We start from the raw sequence: 24,292 nt of genomic DNA, 5'->3' as shown, positions 1-24,292 counted from the left end.
GCCCGGGTTCACTCGATGCGCAAGCAGCATGGCATTCCCACGTTGTGTCCCCTGCAAACGCAAGGGGCTGTCCAGCGTGCGGATGGATTGATGCCGGCCAGGACGGCCGCGCAGCGGCTTGGCGTCTCGCCCTCCTTGCTGCATGTGTGGGTACGTCACGGCGTCTTGGACTTCGATCAACATCAGACGGCATCGCGGGTCTGGGTTCGCTTGAATGAAGACGATCTGGCTCGCCTCGATGGCACGAGCCCGATCGGTTATCGCCTGCCGCGCTTTGCCCAAGTGATGGCGGATGAGCATTTGTCGCGGGATGCGCTTTGGGCGAAGGTTCGCGACAGAGACTATCAAGCCTTCCGGGTGCCGCATGGCCAAGTTTGGGAGTGGCACCTACGACGCTTACCCGGGCCGGCGGTTTGACGTGACCAGAAGAGGAAGCATCATTATGAATGACGATCTTCTCGGCGCTATGAACGGGGGGCGATGCTGGTGACGTCCAACCGCGCTGTGGGCGAATGGGGATCGGTTTTTGGGGACGCGGTTGTGGCGACGGCGATTTTGGACCGCCTGCTTCACCATAGCCACGTGCTCATGATCCGGGGCGACAGCTATCGTTTGCGGGAGAAACGTCGCAGCGGTCTGTTGAAGGCTGCTGCCATATCCGATCCGAAGGGATCAGCTTAATGCGGAGGGTCTAGTTCTATCTGTCGCCAGGGGTCTAGTTCCGAATGTCGCTTGAAACCGCTGCTGGCCCACGACCTGGCCGCGAAGGGCCTCGCGGTCAGCCGCCAGACGCTGCGGCGGCGGCTGCACGAAGCCGGCTATCGTTGGAAGCGGCCGCGCTATGTCTATGTCGCGCGCGCGGCTCACCTGCCGCAGAAAAAGATCTCATGGGCCAGCGACCGCCGAACTGGTGAAGTAAGGCGGTCACCTCACCTCACCCTGGAGGCCGCTCATGTTCTCCTCTCCCTCAGCCGACGCTTCAGTCTCGGACAGCACCCACACGATCTATCTCGCCCTTGAACTCAGCCGCCGCTCCTGGCTGGTGGCGCTGCATGCCCCCGATGCCGCGAAGATCGAGCTGCATCGGCTTCCCGCCGGTGATGGACAGGCGGTGCTCGACCTGCTTGCCCGCATCCGGACCCGCGTGGAACGACGCACCGGCGTGAGCCCACATGTATCGTGCTGCTACGAGGCCGGCCGCGACGGGTTCTGGCTGCACCGCCTTCTCGAGGCGCACGGCGTCAGCAGCCATGTCATGGACCCGAGTTCGCTGCAGGTCGACCGCCGGGCCCGGCGGGCCAAGACGGACCGCCTGGATGCCCAGGCTCTGCTGCGGGCGCTGATGGCCTGGTCCCGCGGCGAGCCGAAGGTCTGCTCCATGGTCCGCCCACCGTCCCCGGACGAGGAGGATGCGCGTCGTCCGAGCCGCGAGCGGGCCACGCTGCTGCAGGAGCGCATTCGCCTGGTCAACCGGATCAAGGGGCTGTGCGCGACGCAAGGGATCGACGACTACGAGCCGCTGCGGCCGGATCGCCGCTCGCGCCTGGCGCAGCTGATCACGGGGGATGGCCGGCCGCTGCCGCCGCGGCTGTCGGCGGAGATCGCGCGTCAGCTCGACTGGCTCGAACTGGTCCTGCGGCACCTGGCCGAGGTCGAGACGAGGCGCGATGCCGACGCGGCGGCGGCACGAGCCGCGTCCTCGTCCAAGCTTGGGACCTTGCTGCATCTGAGGGGGATCGGCTCTGAGATTGCAACTGTCCTCGCCAAGGAGGTGTTCTACCGATGCTTTGCCAGCCGGCGCCACGTGGCTGCCTATGCGGGACTGACCCCCAGCCCGTTTGCGAGCGGCCGCCGCTCGCGCGAGCAAGGGATTACCAAGGCGGGCAACGCCCGCGCCCGCAAGGCGCTGATCGAACTCGCCTGGCTGTGGTTGCGCAACCAGCCTGACAGTGCACTCGCGGTCTGGTTCCGCAGCCGTGTGGGGTCGGCCACCGGGCGGGTCAGACGCATTGCAATTGTGGCGCTCGCCCGTAAGCTGCTGATCCTGTTGTGGCGCTATGTCGAAACAGGCGCCCTGCCAGCCGATGTGGCCGTGAAGCCCTGAACCCGCTTGCGCACTGGCGCGGGAGTGTCAGCGCGTGATGTCTGAGGGGAGTGCGACCGCGTTGTCCCCCCTGGCTGGAACAATGCCGCGAAAAAGAATGGTCGCGCTCACCCCGGAGCCCGTTCCCGACGCATGCGGGATTATGGTCAGGGCTTGGGCCCAACCGGATATAAGGTGATGCGGACGAACGGTTCGCATGAGCGCCATCGGGCTCAGCCTCGGAGGTCACCGCAAACTGTCGAATCCCGCCCTTGAGTAGACGGACAGTGTCGGAGCGAGTTGCCCTCGGGCAGTCTCCAGGATGGCTTGGAGCTTCGGCCGGCCCTCAAGCCCTGCGCCTGCGGCGCACCGCGAAGCGGCTGCGGGACTTGACCGCCCGCCTCGCCCAAGCTGAGAGCCGCCATGCCAGAATGGCAGGCTTTGAACTCGGCTTCCTTTGGTTCGACCCTGTCGGCCAGGTCAAACTCTGACTTCGATCCGGCACACCGCCTGCCAGCGCTTGACGGATCGGCCCATATAAGGGGGGATCACCCGACGCCTGAAGGCGGGCTGGCACAGGAGCGATCGGCTGCTGTGCCTCGACTGGACGCTGCTGCGGCTGTTTCCGCCGCTGCGCGCGACCTGGGCGCTCAAGGGCACGCAGGCCCTCGTGCCGATCACCGGCCGCAATGCCAAGCGGGTGCTGTTCGGGGCGATCGACTTGCAAAGCGCGCGTCGGGTGGTGCTGATCCGCACCCGTGCCGGTCAGGCCGATGCCCAGGCGTTCCTGCGTGCGCTGCGGCGCCGCTACCGCAAGGCTGGCTGGCTCTGGCTGCTCACCGATCGGGCGAGCGCCCACACTGCCCCGCAGACCCAAGCCCTGGCCGACCGGCTGCGCATCCGGTTCGTGTGGTTGCCCCGGCAGGCGCCCGAACTGAGCCCGATGGATCAACTCTGGCGCGAGCTCAAGCGGCTGATCGCGGCCAACCGGCAGGCGGCTTCCATCGATGCTCTGGCCGCCGAGGCCGCAGCCTGGGTGCTGACGCTGACGCCGCAACAAGCGTTCCGCAAGGCCGGCATGCTGTCCAAACGCTTCTGGCTCAGAAAGCTGTTGCAGAACTTTTGGCGACCTACTTAGCGCTTCATTTTGAAGCGGAGATCCGGTGGAGGGGTGTTCATAGCGCGCCCGATGATGCTTGTCATCATGAAGACCGTCTTGCTCTCGCGTGATTAGGTTCGAACTTCAGGGCACTGCCCCCGCTTTGACTGCTTACGGATGATCTCATAACACCCGCATACGGTCTGTTCGAGGCCGCGCCGATCAATGACCGTGACGGCCCCGCGCCCCTGGCGGATTGCACCGGCGGATTGGAGGGCGTGCATTGCCGCGCTGATGGTTGAGCGTTGCACACCCATCATGCGCGACAGTTGATCATGAGTGAGTGGCAAGACGGTCTGGCTCGTGCGATCCTGCATCGTGAGGATCCAACGGCAGCAACGCGCCTCCACACTGTGCAGAGCATTGCACGCCATAGAGTGCAGCGTCTGCGCCAGCAGTTCCTCCGCAAACCGAAGGACGTGGTCACGGAGCGTCGGGCGCGCCACAAACGCCCGATACAAGACTTCGGTGTCAACGCGCGAGGCCTTGCCGGTGCTCTGCACGACAAAGCGCCCCAGCGAACGGCGCGTAATGAGTGCACTGGCGAGCCCGAACATGGCCTCTCCCCCTAGCTTCGCCATCTCGATGGTCTTGCCATCAGCCAGAACGGTCACGAGCGAGACAATCGCCTCGTGAGGAAAGTAGATAAAGGGCATGCGGTCGCCAACATCATAGATCACCGTGCCCCGGTGCAGGTCGACCAGTTGAAGGTGTGGCTCAAGAAAGGCAAAGTCGTCCGATAGCAGCGTTGACAGTAGGTGATTGGCCCGATGGCATGAGCGGCGAGAGGAAAGTGACATATCAGAATCCTATGACCTTGAGCGTCGGCATCTTGGCAGTCATGCGCTGATGCTGATCGGAGATGTCGCTAGGGTGTGATCGGGGGTCGACAGGCTCCGACACAATTCGCCCGGCTCATCTGGTCGTGCACAACAGTTTGGCGAGCGATGCGGTAACCGAAGTTGCCCTTCTAGGCTGTTGCCATCACGAGCGGAATGTACCCCATGCTCCAGACACGGCGAGTTGATTTGGTCCGGAAGGCGGTTGCCCGGGAAGCTCACGGTCCCGACTTTAATCCGTGAGCAGCCTGTGCCTTGGGTCGTCCTCGCGAGGCGTGCCCCTCCTCTGCAACCCAAAAGGGGCTCGCTGCGGCGATGCCGAGCGAGCCCAAGTTGGGAGGACCGTCTCGGACGGCATCTCCCTATCAGAGGGAGACAAGGTGACCGAGACGGAGGCCACCTCCTCCGCTGCCGTCGGGGCCGACAGGGAGGCCGGCGCAGGCCGCTGGCCTGCGATTCACAAGACTGGAGACAAATTCTGCCCGACATGCTCACGCTCGCACCCTTGCGCTGCCTTGGGGCTCCATGAGTGTTGCCGCAGCGAAGCAATGAGCCCCAGCCATGGACGCAGCGATCCGCTTGGCCTCGCAGATGAGATCGGCAGCAGCAGCCAGCGCGGGCTCATCAAGAGTGAAGTAGCCGTAGCTATCGAGAATTGTACCGGTGGCAAGGAAGTAAACCTCCAGCCAGAATGGTGGAAACCGAGGCACCGCGTCTTGTATCTGAGTCAGCTCGCTTAGCCTCACCTCGACCGATCCAAACCGTACTACTGAGACGGCTTGGGTGCAGTTGAAAGATCGGCGGTCATGGATAGGGCCGGACAACCGGCTAGGCTCTGGCACAGTTCAAGATCACCCAAGCCGTCTCAATAACGTGGCCGTTTTCACACCGCTGGCCAGATCCCGCACGGCGGTGAGCTGAACACAAGCACGAGGAATGGTGCGCTTGAACGAGCCGGTATCGCAACCCCTCGTGCGAGGGTGCCCTCCAGAGGATAATCGGAATTGCGTCATTGACGTCTCCATCCGTCGGCATCGGACAGCTTGCCGTCGAGTGCGAACCTAGACCGGACCTGCGCCTTGGCCTTGATCTCATACCTCCGTTCCACCCTATCTGGCGGTCCGTGACGACATGCTGGCATGCTACTAGGCCTGCTTATGGCAGTTGAGAGCAGAGGTAGACGGCCGTGAGCGCAGATGAAACGGCAGAGGTCATGAGACATAGATCAAGGACCATTCCCGGCCGATCGTTCATAATGCGGTTCAACATGACATCTCCTTTAAAGGCAGAGGTCGAATGGGCGCTCCCCAGCTGAAACCAACAGCTTGTCTCTCGAGCGCTCGCCTGCGTTTCGTCTGACAATTGCTTTCGATCACTTGCCCACTCGTGCACGCGAAGCTTCTGCGTCCGAAGCGCCGCCGTTCAAGAAGGATCTATGAGATCATTGACTCACCACCGAATCGGAACTGCTGACATTTCACCGCTCATGCAGAGAGTCAGACCTTCACTCGAGCATTCCCACCATTCGCATGCCACCTTCTTGATCTGAGTTGGATCATGGCGACATCCGCCCGATCATCACCCCAGCGTACGGTTTGAGTTCACGCTTGTACGCACCTGGCACCGCAAAAACGGCGGATGCCAACACCCAGGCGAGGCGAACTAGCAAAAATGTATACTGGCCCGCCCGACTACTGTGGCACACAGCCAAAACTTAAGAGATGCGCATTCTAATTTCTTCTGCTGCCCGAACCGAATTTCGGATAGATGAAACTCGATCCGAGGAAGAGAAGCTTTTCAACGCCAGATCTAAATGACACTTTGTTCACGTTGGCCTTGACCATCAGGTTCTGATAGATGAAGTCGGCAGGCGCAGTGTCATTTGCTAGGATACTGGCCACCTTCGCTGCCGCCACTACGACCGCAAGCGTTTTTTATTTGTGACAGAAATTGCTGGACCTCCTCTTGCCGCGTCAAATCCAGCTTCTGCGTGTCGACCACGACAATCTCGTCATCGATCAACCAAACCGCCGGTCGGGTTGGCGGCGTCGGATCCTGCAGGACTCGCCTCCACTCCAATTCAACGCTTTCTAAATGTGGCAGTGGAAGTAGTAAAATTCACTGTTTGGATAGCACTCATCCATGACTCCAATACAATTGGACGCGAAGGAGGCCCTTGCTGACGCTTCGAGACCCGCCCTTTGAGCGTGTTGCGGTTCCGTGGAATCGGCGGCGATGGTTCAATTGAACCCAGCGCCGCGCGGCGCGAGCGGTCGAGCTGACCTGAAGGCGCAGCCTCCCTGTCATGCTGATCGAGGACGGCAATCGCGGCCCTGGCCTCCGCGCGAAACCTCTCTTTCAGCCGCTCAGGCTCTTAACCCGTTGTGGCTCGGTTCGACGGTGGTATGCTGTCCTCCGACGCCGGCGTTCTCGCCCTGCGCGAGGTGGACCAGCAGCTCAGGGTGGCCGAGCGGCTCGCCGCGTGCATCGATGACCCGCGATCGCAGGATCAGGTCGTTCATCGCCTGCCCGATCTGATCCGCTTCCGCCTGTTGATGATTGCCGCAGGCTACGCGGACGGCAACGATGCCATCAGCCTGCGCTCCGACCCGATCTTCAAGATGGCGCAGGACGTGCTGCCATCCGATCGCCATCTCGCCTCCCAGCCGACCCTCTCGCGCCTGGAGAACATGCCCGATGCTCGCGCTCTGGTGCGCATGGGGCGAGCCCTGGTCGAGCTGTACTGCGCCTCGTTCCGACACGCCCCGAAGCAGATCGTGCTCGATCTCGACGACACCTTCGATGCCGTCCATGGCGATCAGCAACTGCGCCTGTTCAATGGCCACTACGACGAATACGGCTTCCAGCCCATGGTGGTGTTCGATGGTGAAGGCCGTTTCGTCACGGCCGTGCTGCGCCCGGCCAAGCGACCCAAGGGCAGCGAGATCCGAGCTCACCTGCGCCGGCTCATCCGGGCGATCCGCGCTCACTGGCCCAGCACCCGCATCCTGATCCGGGCCGACAGCCATTACTGCGGCCCGCTGGTGATCGATTGGTGCCGCGCCAACGGCGTCGACTTCATTCTCGGCGTGGCGACGACCTCCACTCTGCGCCGGCCCATCGCGGGCCTGGAGGCGAGCGCCGCGGCGCGCTTTGCGGATACCGACGCAATCCGTCCATGTGTACCGACTTGAAGTCGTCCCCGGTTCCGATTTGATCCCGTCCACCCTTCCGACTTGAAGCCGTCCCTCCTTCCGATTTGATCCCGTCCAGGGATCGGTCTGAAGAACCCTGCTGCACCGGGTCATCCGATTGGGGCATTGCGACCTCTCCACCAGAGAGGACGCGATGCCAGCAAACAGAGAGATGACCATGCGACAGATGCGGCAAGTGCTGCGGCTCCACGCCAGCCAAACCAGCGATCGCGAGATCGGCCGGATTGTCGGTGCGGCGCGCTCGACCGTGCGCGATGCCATCCAGCGGGCCAAGGCGGCCGGGCTGGCCTGGCCCCTGCCGGAGGACCTGACCGACGCGGCCCTGGAGGAGAAGCTGTTCGCCCGGGCGGGCACCCGGGTCGGAACGCGCCGCCGGCCGGAGCCGGATTGGGCTCACCTGGTCCAGGAACTCAAGCGGCCCGGCGTCAGCATCGCCATCCTGCATGAGGAGTACCGGGCAGACCATCCGGACGGCTACGGCTATTCGCGTTTCTGCGACCTGGTCCGCTCCTTCGAGCGCCGCCTGACGCCGACCATGCGTCAGCATCACGTCGCCGGCGACAAGGTGTTCGTGGATTACTCGGGCAAGAAGCTGCCGATCGTCGATCCACTCACCGGCGAGATCCGCCAGGCCGAGATCTTCGTCGCGGTGCTCGGCGCCTCCAACCTGACCTATGCCGAAGCCACCTGGACCCAGACCCTGCCGGATTGGATCGAGGCGCATGTGCGCATGTTCCGGTTCCAGGGTGGCGTGACCAAGCTCGTCGTGCCGGACAACCTGAAGAGCGGCGTCCACAAGGCCTCGTTCTACGATCCCGAGATCAACCGCAGCTACGGCAAGATGGCGGCCCATTACGCGGTCGGCATTTTGCCAGCCCGACCGCGCCGGCCGAAGGACAAAGCCAAAGTCGAGGCCGGGGTGCGCTTCGCCCAATCCTACATTCTCGGTCGCCTGCGCCACCGCACCTTCTTCTCGCTCCAGGAGGCCAATGCCGCGATCGCCGAGGCCGTCGAGCGGATGAACAGCGTACCCATGCGCCGGCTCGGCGTCAGCCGGCGCCAGTTGTTCGAGACGATCGAGAAGCCGGCCCTCGCACCCCTGCCGGCCGAGGACTACGTCTTCGCGCAGTGGCAGTTCGCCCGGGTCGGGCTCGACTACCACATCGAGGTCGAGGGCTTCTTCTACTCGGTGCCATTTGGCCTCATCGGCCAGCAGGTCGAGGTGCGCGTCACCCAGCGCACGATCGAGGCCTTCCACAAAGGCGGACGCGTCGCGGCCCACGCGCGGCGTTATGCGGGACGGGCGCATGGCACGCAGGCCGAGCACATGCCGAGCTCGCATCGCCGCTATGCCGCCTGGTCGCCCGAGCGCTTCCGCTCCTGGGCGGCGTCGATCGGCCCCAACACCGAGGGGCTGATTGCCGCCATTCTGTCCGCCCGCCGCCATCCCGAGCAGGGCTTTCGCACCTGCATCGGGGTTTTGCAGCACATGCGCGGCATCCCGCAGGAGCGTGTCGAGGCGGTCGCGGCCAAAGCCCTGGCGATCCAGGCGCTGACCTACAAGAGCATCGTGTCGCTTCTCGACACCTACCGCGAGCGCGCTCCCGCCGCCGATACGCCCGTTCTCACCCACCCCAATGTCCGCGGACCGGGGTATTTCCACTGACAGGAGACCGACCATGTTGATCCATCCCACCCTCGACCAGCTTCACGCGCTGGGCCTGCACGGCATGGCCAAAGGCTTCAAGGCGCTCAGCGCCACTCCCGAGGCTGACGCGCTCGGCCATGCCGAATGGCTCGGCCTGATCCTCGATCATGAAGTGACGACGCGGCAGCAGAAGCGCTGCGAGACCCGGGCCAAAACGGCCAAACTGCGCCATCCCGCCAGCGTCGAGGATGTTGACTTCCGGGCCGCACGCGGCCTCGACCGGGCGCTGTTTCTCAAGCTGGCCACCTGCGACTGGATCCGCGAGCGGCGCAATCTGTTGATCACCGGCCCGTGCGGGGTCGGGAAGAGCTGGCTCGCCTGCGCCCTGGGACACCGGGCCTGCCGGGAGGACCTGTCGGTGCTCTACCATCGTGTGCCACGGCTGTTTGCGGCGCTCGATCTCGCCCGCAGCGATGGCCGCTACTCTCGCCTGTTACGCAGTCTTGCCCGGGCCAAGCTGCTGATCCTCGACGACTGGGGTCCTGAGGCGCTCACCGGCGAGCAGCAGCGCGATCTGCTGGAAATCGTCGAGGACCGCTACGATGCCGGTTCGCTGCTGATCACGAGCCAGGTGCCGGTCGAGAACTGGTACGCGATGATCGGCAGCGTTCCGACGCTGGCGGACGCCATCCTCGATCGGGTCGTGCACAACGCCTACCGGATTAATCTGACCGGCGAGAGCCTGCGCAAGACCCGCCACACGCCAGCCGACGCTTGACCAGCGTCACCACCTCAACCACCATCCATCACTGACCCGAAGAGCGGCGCTCAGGTGGACGACTTCACCTCGGACCCATGGACGGCTTGAAATCGGAATGCCTGGACGGCTTCAGATTGGACGAAGTGGACGGCTTCGTCGGTATCCTCACGCTTTGCCGCGGCTCCCCTGAACGGCAAGGTGCGGCGCTTCACGGAGTTCTTCGACGGTGCGGCAAGCTGGAGCCGGGTTGAGCGCATCATCGCCCGGGTCGAGGCCGGCGCGCAGGGCAGCGACACGCGCTTCATCGTCACCAATCTCCCCGGCGGCCGCGCCAAAACCCTCTACGAGCGGATCTACTGCCGGCGCGGCATGGCGGAAAACCACATCAAGGCCTGGAAGGCGCATCTCTCGGCCGACCGCACGTCGTGCACCAAAGCGACGGCAAACCAGTTCCGGCTGTTCCTGCACGCGGGCGCCTATTGGCTGATGTGGGGCCTGCGGGCGAGGATGCCGAAGCGCTCGCTCTGGCGCATCGCGCAATTTGATACCTTGCGGCTGCGTCTGATCAAGATTGCCGCCCGGGTGGTGGAACGGAAAACCCAGATCCAGCTGCATTTGCCGAGCGCCTGTCCTGACCAGACAATCCTGCGGGTGGTTCTTGGCCGTCTGCCGCGCCTTGTCACCTGATCGAAGGGGCGCACACGCCCCTGACCCGAGCCCTGTCCCGTCCGCCAACAACCCCGCCGCCCTCATCCGCCAAGCCGACAGCTCGGAGGCGGGGAAGACATGCCTGAAATCCGGTCAGACCCACCAGTAATACCAAGCGGCATGAAGGCTGACTCATTTGGGGTTTTCAGGCGGGCACATGTCTGATTCCATGCTGGCGAGCAGGAGGTTCGCCATGCGCCCAGGGATTGAGCTTCGCCAGGACTATGATGCAGCCCGGCTGCGGGCTTTAGCCAAGGCCACGCGGAATGCCGGGCAAAGCCGACGCTTGCTGGCGCTGGCCGAGATCTACGATGGCGGCACGCGGAGCAAGGCGGCGCGGGTCGGCGGGGTCGGGTTGCAGACGGTGCGGGACTGGGTGATGCGCTTTAACGCCCATGGACCTGAAGCCCTGGTCGACGGCAAGGCACCGGGGAATGTCTGCAAGCTGAGCGCCCACCATCGCGAGGCTTTGCTGGCCCTGGTCGAGAGTGGCCCCCTTCCGGCGGTGCACGGGGTGGTGCGCTGGCGCCTGGTCGATCTGATCCAGTGGCTCTGGGATGAGTACCGCGTGCCGATTGCGAAACAGACGCTGAGCCGGGAGGTGCGGGCGCTGGGCTATCGCAAGCTCTCGGCCCGGCTGCGGCATTATGCCAAGAGCGACGCGGCCGTGGCTGCTTTTAAAATCTATGGACCGGCCGTGCGTTGCAAGAGGGCTGTGGCCGATGGGGGAGAGACGGTTCGCATCAATCTATCCGGCCTCGATCTGGAGCTTGAGCTCCGGGCCATCATGGGAATCCGCGTGCACTGAGCCTGCTTACTTTCAAGGCCTCACCGGGCCATTTTTTAAACCAGGCTTACGGTGCGCCGGGCAACCGTTCGTCCATCCTGTCACATCCTTCTCGCGAACCTCGGGGGGAAACCCGATTATTGAACGACTGAGTGCTGCAGGCGGCTCAGGCTCCGCGGATCGTGTACTCCGGATCATAGCCATGTTCGTGGTTCAGCACGCCCCAGGCAAGGCGGGCGAGCTTGTTCGCCAAGGCGGCGGCCAGCACATTCCGGTGCAGCCGGGCCCGTGCCGCGGCCAACCAGCGGCCGAAGCCATGCCCATCCCAGTGGCCCGGTCGCTGCAGGAGAACTCGCGCTCCACTCACGAACAACGTGCGTAAGTAGCGGTTCCCGCGCTTGGACAAGCCGCCCAGGATCGTTCGATCCCCGGTCGAGATCTGCTTGGGCACCAGACCGAGCCAGGCGGCGAAGTCGCGGCCTTTGGCGAACGCGGCTCCTGTTCCCACCGCTGCTACCATGGCGCTGGCGGTGATCACGCCGACGCCCGGGATCCCCATCAGCCGCCGGCAGCCCGCATCCTGCCGGGCCAAAGCCGTGATGTCTTGGGTGAGCGTCTCAATGCGTTCATCAAGGTGGCGCCAATCCCCGGCGAGATCCTCGATCAGGTGGATCATGCGCGGCGAGAGCACGTCCGTGCGCTGAGCGAGGAGCGTCGGAAGCGCCTCCCGCAAGCCCGCTGGCCCCTGACGCACCGGGATGCCGCATTCAAGGAGGAAGCCGCGGATCTGGTTGATCACCGCTGTGCGCTGCCCGACCAGTCGGCTTCGCACCCGGTGCAGGGCTTGCAAGTCGAGTTGCTCGGCCGACTTCAGCGGCACGGGACGCATGGTCGGCCGCTGGGCTGCTTCGGCGATGGCCTCGGCATCGCGATAGTCGTTCTTGTGTCCCTTGAGGAAGGGTTTGACATACTGGGCCGGCAGCAGGCGCACGTCATGGCCGAGGGTCGCGAGTTGGCGCCCGACGTGATGAGCCCCGGCACAGGCCTCCATCCCAATCAGACAGACCGGCAGGTTGGCCAGGCAGGGCAGCAGCTGCCCGCGCGAGACCTTGCGGCGCAGCACGATCCTTCCGCGGGCATCCATGCCGATCAGGTGGAAGGTGTTCTTACCCAGGTCGATGCCGATGGTGGTGATACTCTCGGGTTGGGTCTGCTGGGTCATGGCATAGCTCCTTCGCTGCGGGACCGTCCCGTCCTCCTATGCTCCATCCGGGAGCACGGCCGGTCCATGCCATTACTTCTCCACGCGTGTGGCGGAAATCGCGACCCATGAGGCCGATGGCAAGCCTTTAGAGATCTGGTTTGCCGACGAGGCCCGCATCGGTCAGAAGAACAAGATCACCCGGCGCTGGGCCAAGCGCGGCACGCGGCCCTCCGCGCCCCGGGATCTGCGCACCGCTTCCACCTACATCTTCGGCGCGATCTGCCCGGCGGAAGGCAAGGGAGCTGGCCTGGTGCTGCCCCGCTGCACCACGCAGGCGATGAATGAACACCTGAAGGAGATCGCGCAGGCGGTGGCGCCCGGGGCGCACGCGGTGCTGCTGTTGGATCGGGCCGGCTGGCATGTCTCACGCAAGCTGCAGGTGCCGGCCAACATCACCCTGGTGCCGCTGCCCGCCAAGGCCCCTGAGTTGAACCCGGTGGAGAATATCTGGCAGTACATGAGGGAGAACTGGCTCTCCAACCGGATCTTCACATCCTACCCGGACATTCTCGATCATTGCTGCGCGGCCTGGACCAAGCTCACCGATCAACCTTGGACCATCATGTCCATCGGCCTGCGCGACTGGGCACACGGGTTCTGATCAATGGGAGTTGGTATAAACTGAGCGTTGGGATAAAGCTGGTCGCTTGAATCCCAGCCGAAGATCACCTCGCAAAGATTGAAGCCAGATTCTAAGGCTGAGAAGAACTTGTCGCGAGACATATACTTGCCACGGACAATTCCGTCGAGATCAATCACCCCAACTTTGACGTGGCTAAGGTCACGGTCTTTTAGGATCTGGCGGGCGTCTTCGATTGTATTTACTTGTCTTGGCTGCATTGTACCCTCTCTGGAATTCCGTTGCATTAACCTTGGCGGTTTGGACGAAGGCGGCCAGTCGGGGAATCGCTCTGTTGTCTCTGTTCAAACGCCGCCAGTTTCCGGGCGAGATCATTCTTCTGTGCGTGCGCTGGTCCTGCAAGTACGGCATCAGGTAGAGACCGTAGTAGGCCGCTTCAAACGAGTGATGGGGGACGGCTTACGCTCGCGGACAGATCGCCGTCGCAGGACCGAGGTCGCCATTGCCGTTCTTGCCTTGAACCGCATGCTTGAGCTTGGACGCCCGAAGTCCGTCCGTATCGCCTGAATGCGGGCATGAGGGCCATCAATGCGTGCATAATCCGATCCATGTAACAAAGCGGCTTCGCGCCAGACGTATCCGCCCTACTATTCCGCGCGATCCGCAATCAGTCGCTTTGACTCGAAATCCGAGCACGCCTTCCCAAATGCGGCAAATAACATTTTTGATACTGCGTCGTCAGCGATATGCCACTCGGGATGCCACTGAACGCCAACTTGGAAAGTTCCCGCATTAGAGACGCTCGCAGCTTCAATCAAGCCGTCAGGGGCAACCGCTTCGCAATTAAGCCCGGATGCCAACCACCGAATCCCTTGGCTGTGAAGCGAATTCACCAATATCGGCCCGCTACTGCCGAGAATCCGCGCCAACATCCCTCCGGATTGAACGGAAACCTCATGAACGGGGTCGTATTGTCGATCGCGTGGCAGAGACAAATCCTCTTTATGGCAAAGCATATTTCTGTCCGCAGAAATGTTCTCGTAGAGCTCCCCTCCAAAGAACACATTAAGTTCTTGTAAGCCCCTACAAATGCCCAGGATTGGCAATCCCTTCTGCAGAGCGGCAGGAAGAACGAAACTCACCATCATGTCTCTAAAGGGATCCCTCTCTGCTCGACGGTAAGCACCTTCTGTCGGAGCGGGCCGTGGTGTGTTCGATCGAACAAAGTATTCTGGGTCAATGTTCGACTCATCTCCTGTCAGGACAAGTCCGTCTAACCGACTGACCAATCGCCAAATTCCGTTCTTGTCTTCAATAGAGCGGGTTGGCAGGACGACGATCTCGACCTTCGCATACGCCTCAAGTGCATCAATGTATCGCCTCCGAACCCATTCTCGTTGGTCCCCGTCGTCGATGAGACGATTTGCCGTAACTCCAACCAGAGGCATTGTTCTCTCTACGTAATCGTGGCGACAGCGTGATCTGTCAGCCGTTTGGCTTCATAAAGTCGACGGTTGCGATCGATCAGCTGCGAGATAACGCTCGGCTGTCCTTTAGGGCCCTTGCAGAAGAGTCCACTCCAAGTGGCTGCTACATTCCGATATTCAGTATCGGCCATCCGAATTTCCTGGGCTTTCTTGAGCAGCCAGAAAGGTATGCCGGGCGAGAGGTGATGCTCCAGGTGATATTCATCCAGATTTACGCCGAAGAGCATGCGCTCAAGAAAGTTCCCCTTCCGATTCCTGGTTAGATAAAGGTTTGTATCTTCAACTTCGCACATCGGAGAGTGCTCAGCGATTTCGGTGAACCAACCTATAATCTGGAATGTCGTAAGATAGGGTATGATCCAAAAGAGTATGAGTTCGTCGAGCAAACTGAATGCTATGCATGCGCTGAATACAGCCAGCCAAAACACCGTGAAACCCCACTTATCGATAAGAACTCCAGTCTTATCAACGTCACCGCTGTCAGAGTTCTTAACACTGAATCTATAAGTGAAAAGGTACTTCAAGTAGCCAAACGTTGCGCCGCCAACCAAAGGAAAAATGACAATATCCCAAAGGTATTTCTTTGGGTGACGTACATCATACACACCGCTCTCCAGGAAGAACTTCAGATCTGGATCCTTCTCCGGATCTCCCAAATGTGGATGGTGCAGATGAACATGTGAAATCCGGTAGGCCCAGTGCCGTTGAAAAAGTGGATAGGCGGCGAACACAATGCCAAGAAAGTAGTTTAATTTAACATTCCTCGCCAAGGTCTTGTGGGCCGCATCATGGGCAATAGTGGTCAAACCACGCTGATGCGCTCCGATGAACAAAACCGACAGAGGATAGAACCACCACGAGACTTGCGATGCAAGTGCAGCAAAAGCAACGATTACTGCATAATCTTTCGCGATGTATAGTGCACCCGTCATATTGTCCGTTCGCAACGTGGCGAGTGCTCTCTTTATGTCGGAGGGAAAGCTGACGCTTTCGAAACGAGCATCCCTCAGCGGCCAGGCCTCTTGAGCAATCATGACTTCCTCGAAATTTTTGTAATTGGCAATTAATTGACGGCTGAAAGCGCTCGCTCCAAGTCCCGTATGATGTCCTCTGTATGTTCGAGGCCAATACAGAGGCGGATCGTTCCATCATTGATACCGGCGGCCATTCTCGTTTCTCGAGGCACCGTCGTGTGGGTCGTGGACACCGGATGCGTGATGAGGGTGCGTGCATCTCCAACGTTCGAGACGTGGTAGAGCATCTCAATGTTTTCGATGAGCGCGCGTCCATTTGCAGCGTCACTGACTTCGAACATGAGCATGGCCCCGTAGCCATAGCTCTTGTCGAACAGGTCGTCCGCGAGTTCCTTCTTCCGCCCAGTGAACAGTGATGGATACGTCACCCGTACAACCTTCGGATGGTCTTCCAGCATCTCAGCGACCGCTGCGGCGCTTTCGCAATGCTGGCGCATCCGTAGATGCAATGTTTCCAGTCCTTGCAAAAGCTGAAAGCTGTTGAACGGGCTCGCGCAAGCGCCAACATCGCGTAGCCACGTCATTCGTGCCTTCAGGAGTGCTGCACTCTTTCCGAGATCATTGACCTCCTGTACGGCTTGGGGCCAGAGGATGCCGCCGTGCGCTTCGTCGGGCCCTGAAAACAAGGGAAAGCGGTTGGGAAACTGATGAAAAGGGAAATTTCCGTAGTCCGAAATCAAGCCGCCAAGGGTAGTGCCGTGTCCACAAACGTACTTGGTCGCAGAATACGTTGCCATATTCGCGCCGAGCCTCGCGGGGCGGCAGACGAGGGGGGTGGTCGTGTTGTCCACCACAACCGGAATGCCTCTTTTTCGCCCGATCTCGACTAGATTGCGCAATGGCAGCGGATCGAGGATCGGATTGGAGACACACTCACCGAATAAGCAAATGGTGCGGTCATCAATGTGTCTTTCGAACTCGGCAGGGTCGGAATTCCCGGCAGTTCGCGCTTCAATACCAAGCCTGCGAAACGTATTGTGAAGCAGGTTCCATGTGTTTCCATAGAGGAAGGGAGAGGCAACGACGTTATCACCTGGTTGGCCACTGCATAGGTTTGCCAGTGCAGTGAAGGTCGCGGCCTGACCTGAGGCGACAGCCAAGCAATCCGCTGCATTGTCAACAGCGGCAAATCGTGCCTCAAGCGCCCTCGTCGTCGGATTGATGATCCGAGTGTAAGTGTATCCGTCTTCTTTTACATTGTAGACGTCAGCGATCTTGGAAAGGTCTCCCTCGAGTTCGTATGCGGTATTTTGATATATCGGTACGCACACTGCTTTTGTTGTAGGATCACTCCTGAAGCCTGCATGGAGTGATGCGGTTGCGGGATGGGCCCAACGCGCTTGCTCATCATTCTTCTTCAGCATTGCGATGCTCCTGCAGCTTACCTATGCGGCGAATAGAAGGCGAAATGCGAAAGTGCTTGGTCGTTACCGCCAGCAGTTGATCGATCCAGGAATCTCGAATTTGCCCGATACAACCGATGCGGAATGTGGTCGTTGCCTCATGGAATTTTGCGTAGATGTAGATTCTATTGTCAGCGAGCGCCCGGTAGTAGGCAGCGAAGGATGCCTCGTCAGGTACGAGTTCAGCTGAACAGAACGCCAAGCATATTGGAGATTGGTATTCCGGCGGAATCACCGTCCGGAAACCGAGAGGCCTCAACCCGAAAAGGAGCTTCCCTCTAACTCCTGAGTACCGAGCGTTTCTTGCAGAAATACCTTCCTCGATAAGTCCCTCGAGCGCCTTGTCAAAGGCTTGTACCACGTGGGTCGGAGGAGTTGTCCGCCATTCGCGGTGCTCTTCAAAGCTCCGCCACTGGTCCAGAATGTCGAGGCAATATGAACGTGCATAGGATTTTCCCAAATTCAGCAGCTGGTTAGACACAATCGCAAAGGCAACGCCTGCAGGAGCCTCTATGCACTTATTCCCCGAGGAAACTAAGATGTCGATACCGCCAATGTCGTCCTCCAGTCGGAGTCCTCCGAACGAACTCATCGCATCGACGATTGTAACCATGCCATGTCGTCGACCAATCTCCACGAGGTCGTGAAGTGGGTTGACGAGGCCGGTCGTGGTCTCGCAGTGGACAATGCACAAATGGGTAAATCCCTTGTCTTGACTAATTGTGCGCTCCACAACCGTCAGATCTACGGGCGCCGCGTCAGAGAAGCGAACCACCTGGAAGGCTATCCCGATCTTTGCAAGAATTGTTGCAATGCGTTCGCCATAAAGCCCGTTGACGCACACAAGAGCTTTGTCGTCCTGACCCAGGAAAGTGGTGAGGGACGCCTCCATCGCAAAGGTGCCGCTACCCTGTATAGGTATGGCCGAGTGAGTTGTCTGCCCGCCGGAAACAAATAGCAACCGTTCTCTCACGCGTTGCGTGACTTGTTTGAATGCTTCATCTCTCGACCCCAAGTCTACCTTCATAGCCGCTTTTACATCGAAGGAAAGACTCAGTGGCCCAGGTGTGAAAAGACACGTTTCGTGCACAGAACAACGCCTCCCTGTTAAAAGTTGACAGAACTTCCTACCAATCGGCCCCGACCTTTCTCACCTTTCAGATCGCAAAATTTAACGACTCAGGCCCACTGCAGTCGTTATAGATTCGCTACGTTGCGCAACTGAGTAGTGCATGAGACACTTCTCTCGCTATTATAAAAGTGTCGTGCGACACTATTTATGGAGGTGATATGCTTCTCAAATCCCCGTGGGAGCCGTATCTCGTTGCTATGGATGCCCAGCCAAGTGGACGGTTGGTAAGAGCCTTGGCAGATGACATTCTTGAGGGCCGGCTCGCAGCAAACGACCGCCTGCCGCCACACCGTGATGTCGCCTACCGCCTTGGTATTGGCGTGGGAACGGTGACCAAGGCTTATGCCATCCTTGAGCGCCGTGGGTTGATACGCAGCGAAAGAGGGCGAGGGACTTTCGTCACCACCATTCCCAGGACAACGGAGGCGATGATCGACCTCAGTGTAAACACGCCACCGCGATTGATTGGCGAGCGGATGCTTGCGAAGACACTGATGAATATTGCACGCGATATAGACGTCGACTTGTTCGCTCGATACCCCCCTGACGCTGGACACATCGAACATCGCAGGCAGATGGCTCAATGGCTTACCGGGCTTGGGATGCATGTGAAGGTGGAGCAACTCCTGCTATGCAACGGTGCTCAACAAGCATTGGCGGTTGCTTTTGCCGTGGCAAGCAAGCCGGGTGGAACGATCATCACCGAGTCTCAGACCTATCCTGGCGCAATTGCCCTGACACGCCATACCTTTTATCAACTAAAAGGCATTGAAACCGACCGTGAGGGAATGCGGCCAGAAGCCCTCGATGATGCGCTGGATCGAGCATCCGGCGGGGTTGTTTACGTGACTCCCACAATGCAGAATCCCACGACAGCAACCATGGGAGAACGCCGTCGGCTTGAGATTTCAGACGTCTGCAGAAAACACGAGGCTCTGATTGTCGAGGACGACGTGTATTCACTCGGTTCATCAGGATTTCCGCCCCTCGCTATGCTAGCTCCTGAACGGACCTTCTATGTAAACAGTCTCTCAAAGACGGTCAGTCCAGGCTTGCGTATTGGCTGTCTTGTCGCTCCACCTAGCCATATTGACAAGGCTGAAGCCGCTTTGTCGGCGACCTCGTCGACGATGTCGCCGTTTTCTTGCGCGGTGATGACCGAATGGCTCGTGAGCGGAATAGCTCAAACTGTTCGGACATCCATCAAGGTTGAATCGTCAAGGAGATTGGATCTGGCTAGATCCTATCTGGGCGAGGTGGCCGTTTTCCCTGATCATGAGGGTTTTCATATCTGGTTTCCAATGTCCCATCACGAAGCCGAGAGCTTCGTGGCAGCAAACCTCGCGGTTGGAATCCGCGTGACACCGCCGACAGCCACCAAGGTAGATCCCAATGCCAATGACGGCGGGGTGCGGCTTTGCGTGGGCGGTCCCGAACTGCCCGATCTTACGACAGCATTGGAGAAGCTGTCGGTCATTCTCAAGAATTCTGGGAAACCTGAACAGCCACAGCGATCGTATGTTTAACAAGGAACGGGGCGAAGAATGCAAGACAATGTTTGGACAACTCTTACAACCTTGAGTATATATGCTGGCGTAATCATAAGCCCAGGCCCAAATTTTGCTTTGGTATCGCGCTTGGCGATGTCGGGCGCCTTGCCATCGGCTTTGGGGGCCACTTTAGGTCTATCGCTCGCAGCGACCTTTTACGCAGTTCTGTCCATGACTGGGCTTGCCGTGCTGATCGTGCGTGTGGACTGGGTCGCGTCGGCTATTCAGATCGTTGGAGGCGCGTATCTAGTATATCTTGGCATTTCCAATTGGTCATCGTCGGCAGCATGCGATGACAGCGTGCCTCCCTCCAGTAGGACGTTTTGGTCCGGTCTTCGCGTAGGGACACTGGTGGAATTGACCAATCCAAAGGGCATCGTGTTCTTCCTCGGATTGTATGCCGTTGCAATTTCCGCTGATGCGGACACATCTGTAAAGCTCATCGTCCTGCTTGGCGGCTTTGTACTGGAGATGGTGTGGTACGGATTCGTAGCCATGCTGATGTCGTCTCCTCCCGCTCAAGCGGCATACAGGAAGTCCAGGGCCTGGATCGACAGGTTTGCGGGAACGTTGCTTATCGGCTTTGGTATAAAGATGCTCTCCGAGCGCCTCTGACCAATTGGAGACGTTCCGGATACGCGACTTATCGCCCAGCGGCCAGCGGATTCTTGTCATGGGATAGGGACGGGTGCCGTCGCGAGTTGTGTAGAAATTTAGGTGGCGCGATCTCCGGTATGAACATCGTATTGGGTCAGGCGGCGAGGTCAATCGCCTCCTGGGGGGCTGATGCTTGGGTGAGCGTCTTCCAGCCGTCAACCTTGCGCATCGTGATCTGACCGGACGCGAGCAGAGCCCAGAACAACATGGCGGCGGTGGCATCCGAGGGCAGCACGGTCTGGGTCTTGATCCGCCGCTTGAACTCCTCGTGCAGCCGCTCAATGGCATTCGTCGTCCGGGCCGACTTCCACTGCGAGGGCGGCAGCTGCGTGAAGGCAAACAGCGCCTCGCCCGCTTCCTCCAGGCTGTTGGCCACCGCCGGGTGGCGCAGCCGCCATTTGCGCAGAAAGGCCCTGCGCCGCTCCGCAATCTCCTCGACTGTGGCGGCATAGATCATGGCGGTGTAGTCAGCCGTGATCTCGGCAGCCCTCTGCCCGACGAGCCTTATGCCTTCGCCCGCTGGAAGCGCTGCCGGGTGGCCCCTGACTATCATGTCGAGGTCGACGGCCACTGGTATTCGGTGCCCTACCGCCTGATCAAAGAGCTCGTCGACGTGCGGCTCGCCAGCAATTCGATCTGCTCGCCGCATGAGCTCTCCACAAGCACCTGATCCTTTCTCGTCTCTGATCCGGATTTGCAACAGAACCGCCTCGACTCTTCAGGCTTCTGGACGTAATCCGTGCGGACCTTTTCGAAAACGTCTCCGAAAAGGCTCAGCTGCCGGTACGTGTCAGCCGAGGCGGCAACCGCGCTCATGCCCGACAGCAGGCTGGTCTGACACCATGGTCGCGCCGCCCGCGCCGATGGCTGCACCGAGAATCAATAGGGAGAGTTTGCGCATTATTTGCGAACCTTTTCGCTTTGCGATTTCGCCCACCAAGGACCTGGGTCAATTGAACTGCCATCTTTCCTGAACTCAACATAGAGGATGGGATTGTAGAACGTGATGGGAACTGACAGGTGACGCGAAGCCGTGCAGATCAGGGCGCGGCAACCACCTCCACCGGCAATGCCAGGCTCTCGAGTTGCGGCTGGACGGAGGCAGCGTCGCCAACGACGACCCACGTCATCCGCGCAGGGTCGACCGTTCCGCGCATGGCAGCGTCGAGCCGCTCCGGATCCAGCGCACGGACCCGCGTTGGGAGCTGCTGGTAGTAATCGTCAGGCCGGCCGAGGCGATCGTTCTCCTGCATCGCACCCAGCACCGCACCTGCCGTCTCGAACGCTCCAGGCAGCGCGCGAATCATGCCGGACCGGGTGCGCTCCAGCTCCTCTGCGGTGACGCCTTTGCCCGTGAGAAACGCCTGATGGTCGGCCAGCAGCGCAGCGATGGCCGCACCGGTCTTGTCAGCCTGAACGGGCGCGCTGATCGTGTAGGTCATGCGATCACGCACCTGCTCAAGTTCTGCCCAGACGCCATAGGACCACCCCTTTTCCTCGCGCAGGTCCATGTTGATGCGCGACAGGAAGCTGCCACCGACCACCTCGGCAGCGCTCTCGAGCGCCAGCGTGTCATCGGTCCCTTTGACGGCGAGGACGACGGCGGCCGTGATCAGCGACTGCGGCGAATCCTTTCGATCGACGAGCACAATCCGCGGGCGCGGCGCCGGGGTTGGGATATCGAAACGCTTGGTCCCGGCGGGGCCGGTCCCGTTCCAGGTGCCAAAGCGGGCTTCGAGCAGCGGCTGCAGGGTGGCGAGCGGAAGATCGCTGACAACGAACAGCTTCGCCTTTTCGGGCCGGAACCAGGCGCGGTGGAATTCCGCCAGATCATCATCACGGGTCATCGTCGCGACAGCCTGCGCATCGCCCGTCCCCGGCATGCCATAGGGATGATCGCGGCCATAAAGAGCGGGGGCCAAATAACGCGCCGCAATCGTCCCCGGCTCGGTCTTTTCTTCGGCGATCCGGGCAAGCATCTGAGTTCGGCCGCGGTCCACCTCATTGGGGGCAAACGCCGGATGCAGGGCGACATCGGCGAACAGGTCGAGCGACGGGCCGAGGTTGGCGGTCAGGGCTGATAGGGTAATGCGGGTGCGGTCCATCGACGACCCGGCGGTGATCGACGCGCCCAGCGTCTCCTGCCGCTCAGCGATCCCAAGCGAACTGAGGGTTGTGGTCCCCTCCTGGAGCAACGCCGTGGTCAAGGCCGCCGTGCCACGCTTGGCTTTGGGATCGGCGGCATAGCCGGCGTCGAGGCTCAGCGCGACCTGCGTCGTCGGAAGGGCGCGACGCTGCGCGTAAACCACTTCGATCCCGTTCGAGAGCCGCGCCCGCGTAACCGGCGGGACGGTCAGGTCGGCGATCTCGCCAACCGCAGGGGCCGGCGCGCGCTTCACGACCGGGACTTGGGTCTGTGACACGGCCGAAGCCGGCTTGCTCGCCTTCGTGACGGCCTGGGCCTCGCGATCGGCCGGGCGCGCGCCTGGCGTCACAGTCAGGGCATAGACCGGGCGGGACAGCCATTGGCCCAACGCTGCCTTGACCGTCGCGGGCGTGGCCGCGGCGTACGCATCGAGATCTTGGGCATAGTGATCAGGATCGTTTGAATAGAGCAGCCCTTCGGCCAGCGTTCCTGCCTTGCCGCCGACGGATTCGAGCGACTTGATTGTGTCGACGGCATTCTGGATCGCAACACGATCAACTTCACCAGCAGTCGGGCCTTCAGCAATCAGATCGGCGATGATTGCGTCGAGACGTCTCGCAACCACCGCGGGATCGACGCCAGGCTTGACGTGGGCGCTCACCGCGAACAGGCTCACTTGAGCAAACGTCTGCAAGCCGGCCGAAACGCTGACCGCGAGCTTCTCGTCGCGCACCAGCACATTATCGAGTCTGGAGCTGGCAAGGCCACCGAGCACCGATGCGCCGATCGCAAGCGGCACCGCATCAGGGTCGTTGAGCCCCGGCACCACCCAAGTGCGGTAGAGCCGCGTCGTCGCCACCCGATCCTGCAGCGTCTCGTCCTTGCGCGCGGGCAAGGTTGGGAAGGCGACTGCGATCGGGCTGCTGTCGGGGCCGCGCTTGATGGGCCCGAAATATCTCTCGACCAGCGGCTTTGCGGTCGCAAGGTCGATATCGCCGGCAAGGACGAGGACCGCATTATTCGGCCCATAGTGCTGGCGGAACCAGCCATGCACGTCGTCCAGGCTGGCGGCATCGAGATCGGCCATCGACCCGATCGGCGGATGACCGTAGGGATGATCGGCCGGGAACAGGGCTGCGGCTTGGGCATATTGGACGAGGCCGTATGGCTGATTGTCGCGCTGGCGCTTTTCATTCTGGACAACGCCGCGCTGGTTATCGAGCTTGGCCTGCGTGATTGCGCCAAGGAGGTGTCCCATCCGGTCGGACTCGAGATAGAGCGTTTTTTCGAGTGCGCCGGTTGGGACTGTCTCATAGTAGTTGGTGCGGTCGTACGAGGTCGTGCCGTTCAGGTTTGTCGCGCCGAGCTGCTGCATCGGCTCGAAGAAACTGGCGTCGGCATTCTCCGAGCCGCCGAACATCAGATGCTCGAACAGGTGCGCGAAGCCGGACTCGCCCTTGGGCTCGTGCTTGGAGCCGACGTTGTACCAGACCGACACGGCGACCACCGGCGCCTTGCGATCGGTGTGGACGAGGACGCGCAGCCCGTTGTCGAGGGTGAAGCTCTGATAGGGAATCTTTACGCCCGCCACAATCTCGCGCGCGCTCGCAACCGGCGCGCTTGGTTCCTGCGGCGGAGCGGCACCGATTGCCGGCGCAGCACCGAGTTGCAGGACGACGAGCCCCGCGACAAACATGGCTTTCATGCAAACCTCCCCTATGGACGCGGCATCGATCGTCTCACCGCTCTCGGGCCTCAAGATCCGGTCGGCAGCTCCTGCCGCCGTACGACGAGGAAGTTGCAAAAGGCGTGCCAACGGCGCCGCAAGCGCCTCAGAAGA

General features: G+C 60.9%; 18 protein-coding genes and 8 pseudogenes. 15 read left to right on the top strand and 11 right to left on the bottom strand.

The window, feature by feature from the left end:
- The first annotated feature begins 15 nt into the window (after positions 1-15).
- The 6 genes and pseudogenes from U0023_RS26725 to U0023_RS26700 all read left to right on the top strand — a co-directional run bounded on the left by U0023_RS26725 (position 16) and on the right by U0023_RS26700 (position 3,221).
- The gene (locus U0023_RS26725; RefSeq protein ID WP_322883788.1) at positions 16-417 is read left to right on the top strand and encodes a hypothetical protein; all 402 of its coding nucleotides are present in this window, start codon (positions 16-18) and stop codon (positions 415-417) included.
- Positions 418-456: 39 nt separating this feature from the next.
- Positions 457-681: pseudogene (locus U0023_RS26720) on the top strand (ATP-binding protein); the annotation flags it as partial.
- Positions 682-732: 51 nt separating this feature from the next.
- On the top strand, positions 733-1,020 hold the full coding sequence (locus U0023_RS26715) for a winged helix-turn-helix domain-containing protein (RefSeq protein ID WP_245272859.1): 288 nt from the start codon (positions 733-735) through the stop codon (positions 1,018-1,020).
- Positions 953-2,104, top strand: coding sequence for an IS110 family RNA-guided transposase (locus tag U0023_RS26710; protein WP_009489212.1), 1,152 nt, complete (start codon positions 953-955; stop codon positions 2,102-2,104). The genes U0023_RS26715 and U0023_RS26710 overlap by 68 nt, the downstream gene beginning before the upstream one ends.
- Positions 2,105-2,370: 266 nt before the next feature.
- A complete protein-coding gene (locus U0023_RS26705) occupies positions 2,371-2,574 on the top strand; it encodes a hypothetical protein (RefSeq protein WP_154660886.1) in 204 nt (67 codons plus the stop codon).
- Positions 2,575-2,630: 56 nt separating this feature from the next.
- On the top strand, positions 2,631-3,221 hold the full coding sequence (locus tag U0023_RS26700) for a transposase (protein ID WP_322883854.1): 591 nt from the start codon (positions 2,631-2,633) through the stop codon (positions 3,219-3,221).
- A 92-nt stretch (positions 3,222-3,313) separates the two neighbouring features.
- On the opposite strand, the gene U0023_RS26695 is transcribed toward U0023_RS26700, so the two are convergent.
- Together U0023_RS26695 and U0023_RS26690 are read right to left on the bottom strand one after the other, a co-directional pair.
- A complete protein-coding gene (locus tag U0023_RS26695; protein WP_009489218.1) occupies positions 3,314-4,042 on the bottom strand; it encodes a Crp/Fnr family transcriptional regulator in 729 nt (242 codons plus the stop codon).
- Between the two features lie 1,769 nt (positions 4,043-5,811).
- Complete coding sequence (locus tag U0023_RS26690) at positions 5,812-5,982, bottom strand: NAD-dependent epimerase/dehydratase family protein (protein ID WP_280940645.1); 171 nt, start codon at positions 5,980-5,982, stop codon at positions 5,812-5,814.
- 483 nt (positions 5,983-6,465) lie between these two features.
- Here U0023_RS26690 and U0023_RS26685 point away from each other — a divergent pair.
- From U0023_RS26685 to U0023_RS26665, 5 genes and pseudogenes are all read left to right on the top strand, one after another.
- Positions 6,466-7,236 (top strand): annotated as a pseudogene (locus tag U0023_RS26685) (IS1380 family transposase); the annotation flags it as partial.
- Between the two features lie 217 nt (positions 7,237-7,453).
- Positions 7,454-8,962, top strand: coding sequence for an IS21 family transposase (istA, locus tag U0023_RS26680; protein ID WP_195904271.1), 1,509 nt, complete (start codon positions 7,454-7,456; stop codon positions 8,960-8,962).
- 13 nt (positions 8,963-8,975) lie between these two features.
- Positions 8,976-9,722, top strand: a complete 747-nt coding sequence (istB, locus tag U0023_RS26675; RefSeq protein ID WP_009494081.1) for an IS21-like element helper ATPase IstB — start codon at positions 8,976-8,978, stop codon at positions 9,720-9,722.
- 138 nt (positions 9,723-9,860) lie between these two features.
- Positions 9,861-10,391 (top strand): annotated as a pseudogene (locus tag U0023_RS26670) (transposase); the annotation flags it as partial.
- 214 nt (positions 10,392-10,605) lie between these two features.
- The gene (locus tag U0023_RS26665; RefSeq protein ID WP_009488755.1) at positions 10,606-11,220 is read left to right on the top strand and encodes a helix-turn-helix domain-containing protein; all 615 of its coding nucleotides are present in this window, start codon (positions 10,606-10,608) and stop codon (positions 11,218-11,220) included.
- A 145-nt stretch (positions 11,221-11,365) separates the two neighbouring features.
- Here the strand turns inward: U0023_RS26665 and U0023_RS26660 are convergent, their stop codons facing one another.
- Complete coding sequence (locus U0023_RS26660; RefSeq protein ID WP_009488753.1) at positions 11,366-12,421, bottom strand: IS110 family RNA-guided transposase; 1,056 nt, start codon at positions 12,419-12,421, stop codon at positions 11,366-11,368.
- A 118-nt stretch (positions 12,422-12,539) separates the two neighbouring features.
- On the opposite strand from U0023_RS26660, the pseudogene U0023_RS26655 reads away from it, so the two are divergent.
- A pseudogene (locus U0023_RS26655) lies at positions 12,540-13,064 on the top strand (IS630 family transposase); the annotation flags it as partial.
- Between the two features lie 17 nt (positions 13,065-13,081).
- On the opposite strand, the pseudogene U0023_RS26650 reads toward U0023_RS26655, so the two are convergent.
- The 5 genes and pseudogenes from U0023_RS26650 to U0023_RS26630 form a co-directional block, all read right to left on the bottom strand.
- A pseudogene (locus tag U0023_RS26650) lies at positions 13,082-13,303 on the bottom strand (glutamine synthetase); the annotation flags it as partial.
- A gap of 387 nt (positions 13,304-13,690) precedes the next feature.
- Complete coding sequence (locus U0023_RS26645) at positions 13,691-14,491, bottom strand: gamma-glutamyl-gamma-aminobutyrate hydrolase family protein (protein WP_009488747.1); 801 nt, start codon at positions 14,489-14,491, stop codon at positions 13,691-13,693.
- Positions 14,492-14,499: 8 nt separating this feature from the next.
- A complete protein-coding gene (locus U0023_RS26640) occupies positions 14,500-15,564 on the bottom strand; it encodes a fatty acid desaturase family protein (protein WP_009488745.1) in 1,065 nt (354 codons plus the stop codon).
- A 29-nt stretch (positions 15,565-15,593) separates the two neighbouring features.
- Entirely contained in the window at positions 15,594-16,928 is a 1,335-nt protein-coding gene (locus tag U0023_RS26635) for an O-acetylhomoserine aminocarboxypropyltransferase/cysteine synthase family protein (protein ID WP_009488743.1), read from the bottom strand.
- Entirely contained in the window at positions 16,912-17,994 is a 1,083-nt protein-coding gene (locus U0023_RS26630; RefSeq protein WP_245272824.1) for a 2-aminoethylphosphonate--pyruvate transaminase, read from the bottom strand. Before U0023_RS26630 ends, U0023_RS26635 begins: the two co-directional genes overlap by 17 nt.
- Positions 17,995-18,257: 263 nt before the next feature.
- Between U0023_RS26630 and U0023_RS26625 the strand changes: the two genes are divergently transcribed.
- Positions 18,258-19,625, top strand: coding sequence for an aminotransferase-like domain-containing protein (locus U0023_RS26625; RefSeq protein WP_009488739.1), 1,368 nt, complete (start codon positions 18,258-18,260; stop codon positions 19,623-19,625).
- An 18-nt stretch (positions 19,626-19,643) separates the two neighbouring features.
- Positions 19,644-20,264 carry a LysE family translocator gene (locus U0023_RS26620; RefSeq protein WP_009488737.1) on the top strand — a complete coding sequence of 207 codons (621 nt, stop codon included), beginning with the start codon at positions 19,644-19,646 and terminating at the stop codon, positions 20,262-20,264.
- Between the two features lie 136 nt (positions 20,265-20,400).
- On the opposite strand, the pseudogene U0023_RS26615 reads toward U0023_RS26620, so the two are convergent.
- A pseudogene (locus U0023_RS26615) lies at positions 20,401-20,787 on the bottom strand (transposase); the annotation flags it as partial.
- Between the two features lie 3 nt (positions 20,788-20,790).
- Here U0023_RS26615 and U0023_RS35685 point away from each other — a divergent pair.
- Positions 20,791-20,943 (top strand): annotated as a pseudogene (locus tag U0023_RS35685) (Mu transposase domain-containing protein); the annotation flags it as partial.
- A gap of 71 nt (positions 20,944-21,014) precedes the next feature.
- Here the strand turns inward: U0023_RS35685 and U0023_RS26610 are convergent.
- Together U0023_RS26610 and U0023_RS26605 are read right to left on the bottom strand one after the other, a co-directional pair.
- Positions 21,015-21,207 (bottom strand): annotated as a pseudogene (locus tag U0023_RS26610) (S41 family peptidase); the annotation flags it as partial.
- Positions 21,208-21,346: 139 nt separating this feature from the next.
- Positions 21,347-24,157: a M16 family metallopeptidase gene (locus U0023_RS26605; RefSeq protein ID WP_009488731.1), complete on the bottom strand. Its 2,811-nt coding sequence runs from the start codon at positions 24,155-24,157 to the stop codon at positions 21,347-21,349.
- Positions 24,158-24,292: the final 135 nt, after the last annotated feature.

Origin of the sequence: Microvirga lotononidis, assembly GCF_034627025.1 — a bacterium.
Lineage (GTDB): Bacteria > Pseudomonadota > Alphaproteobacteria > Rhizobiales > Beijerinckiaceae > Microvirga > Microvirga lotononidis.
Note: the sequence above shows the minus strand (reverse complement) of the source record. Positions and strands in the feature narration are given on the sequence as shown.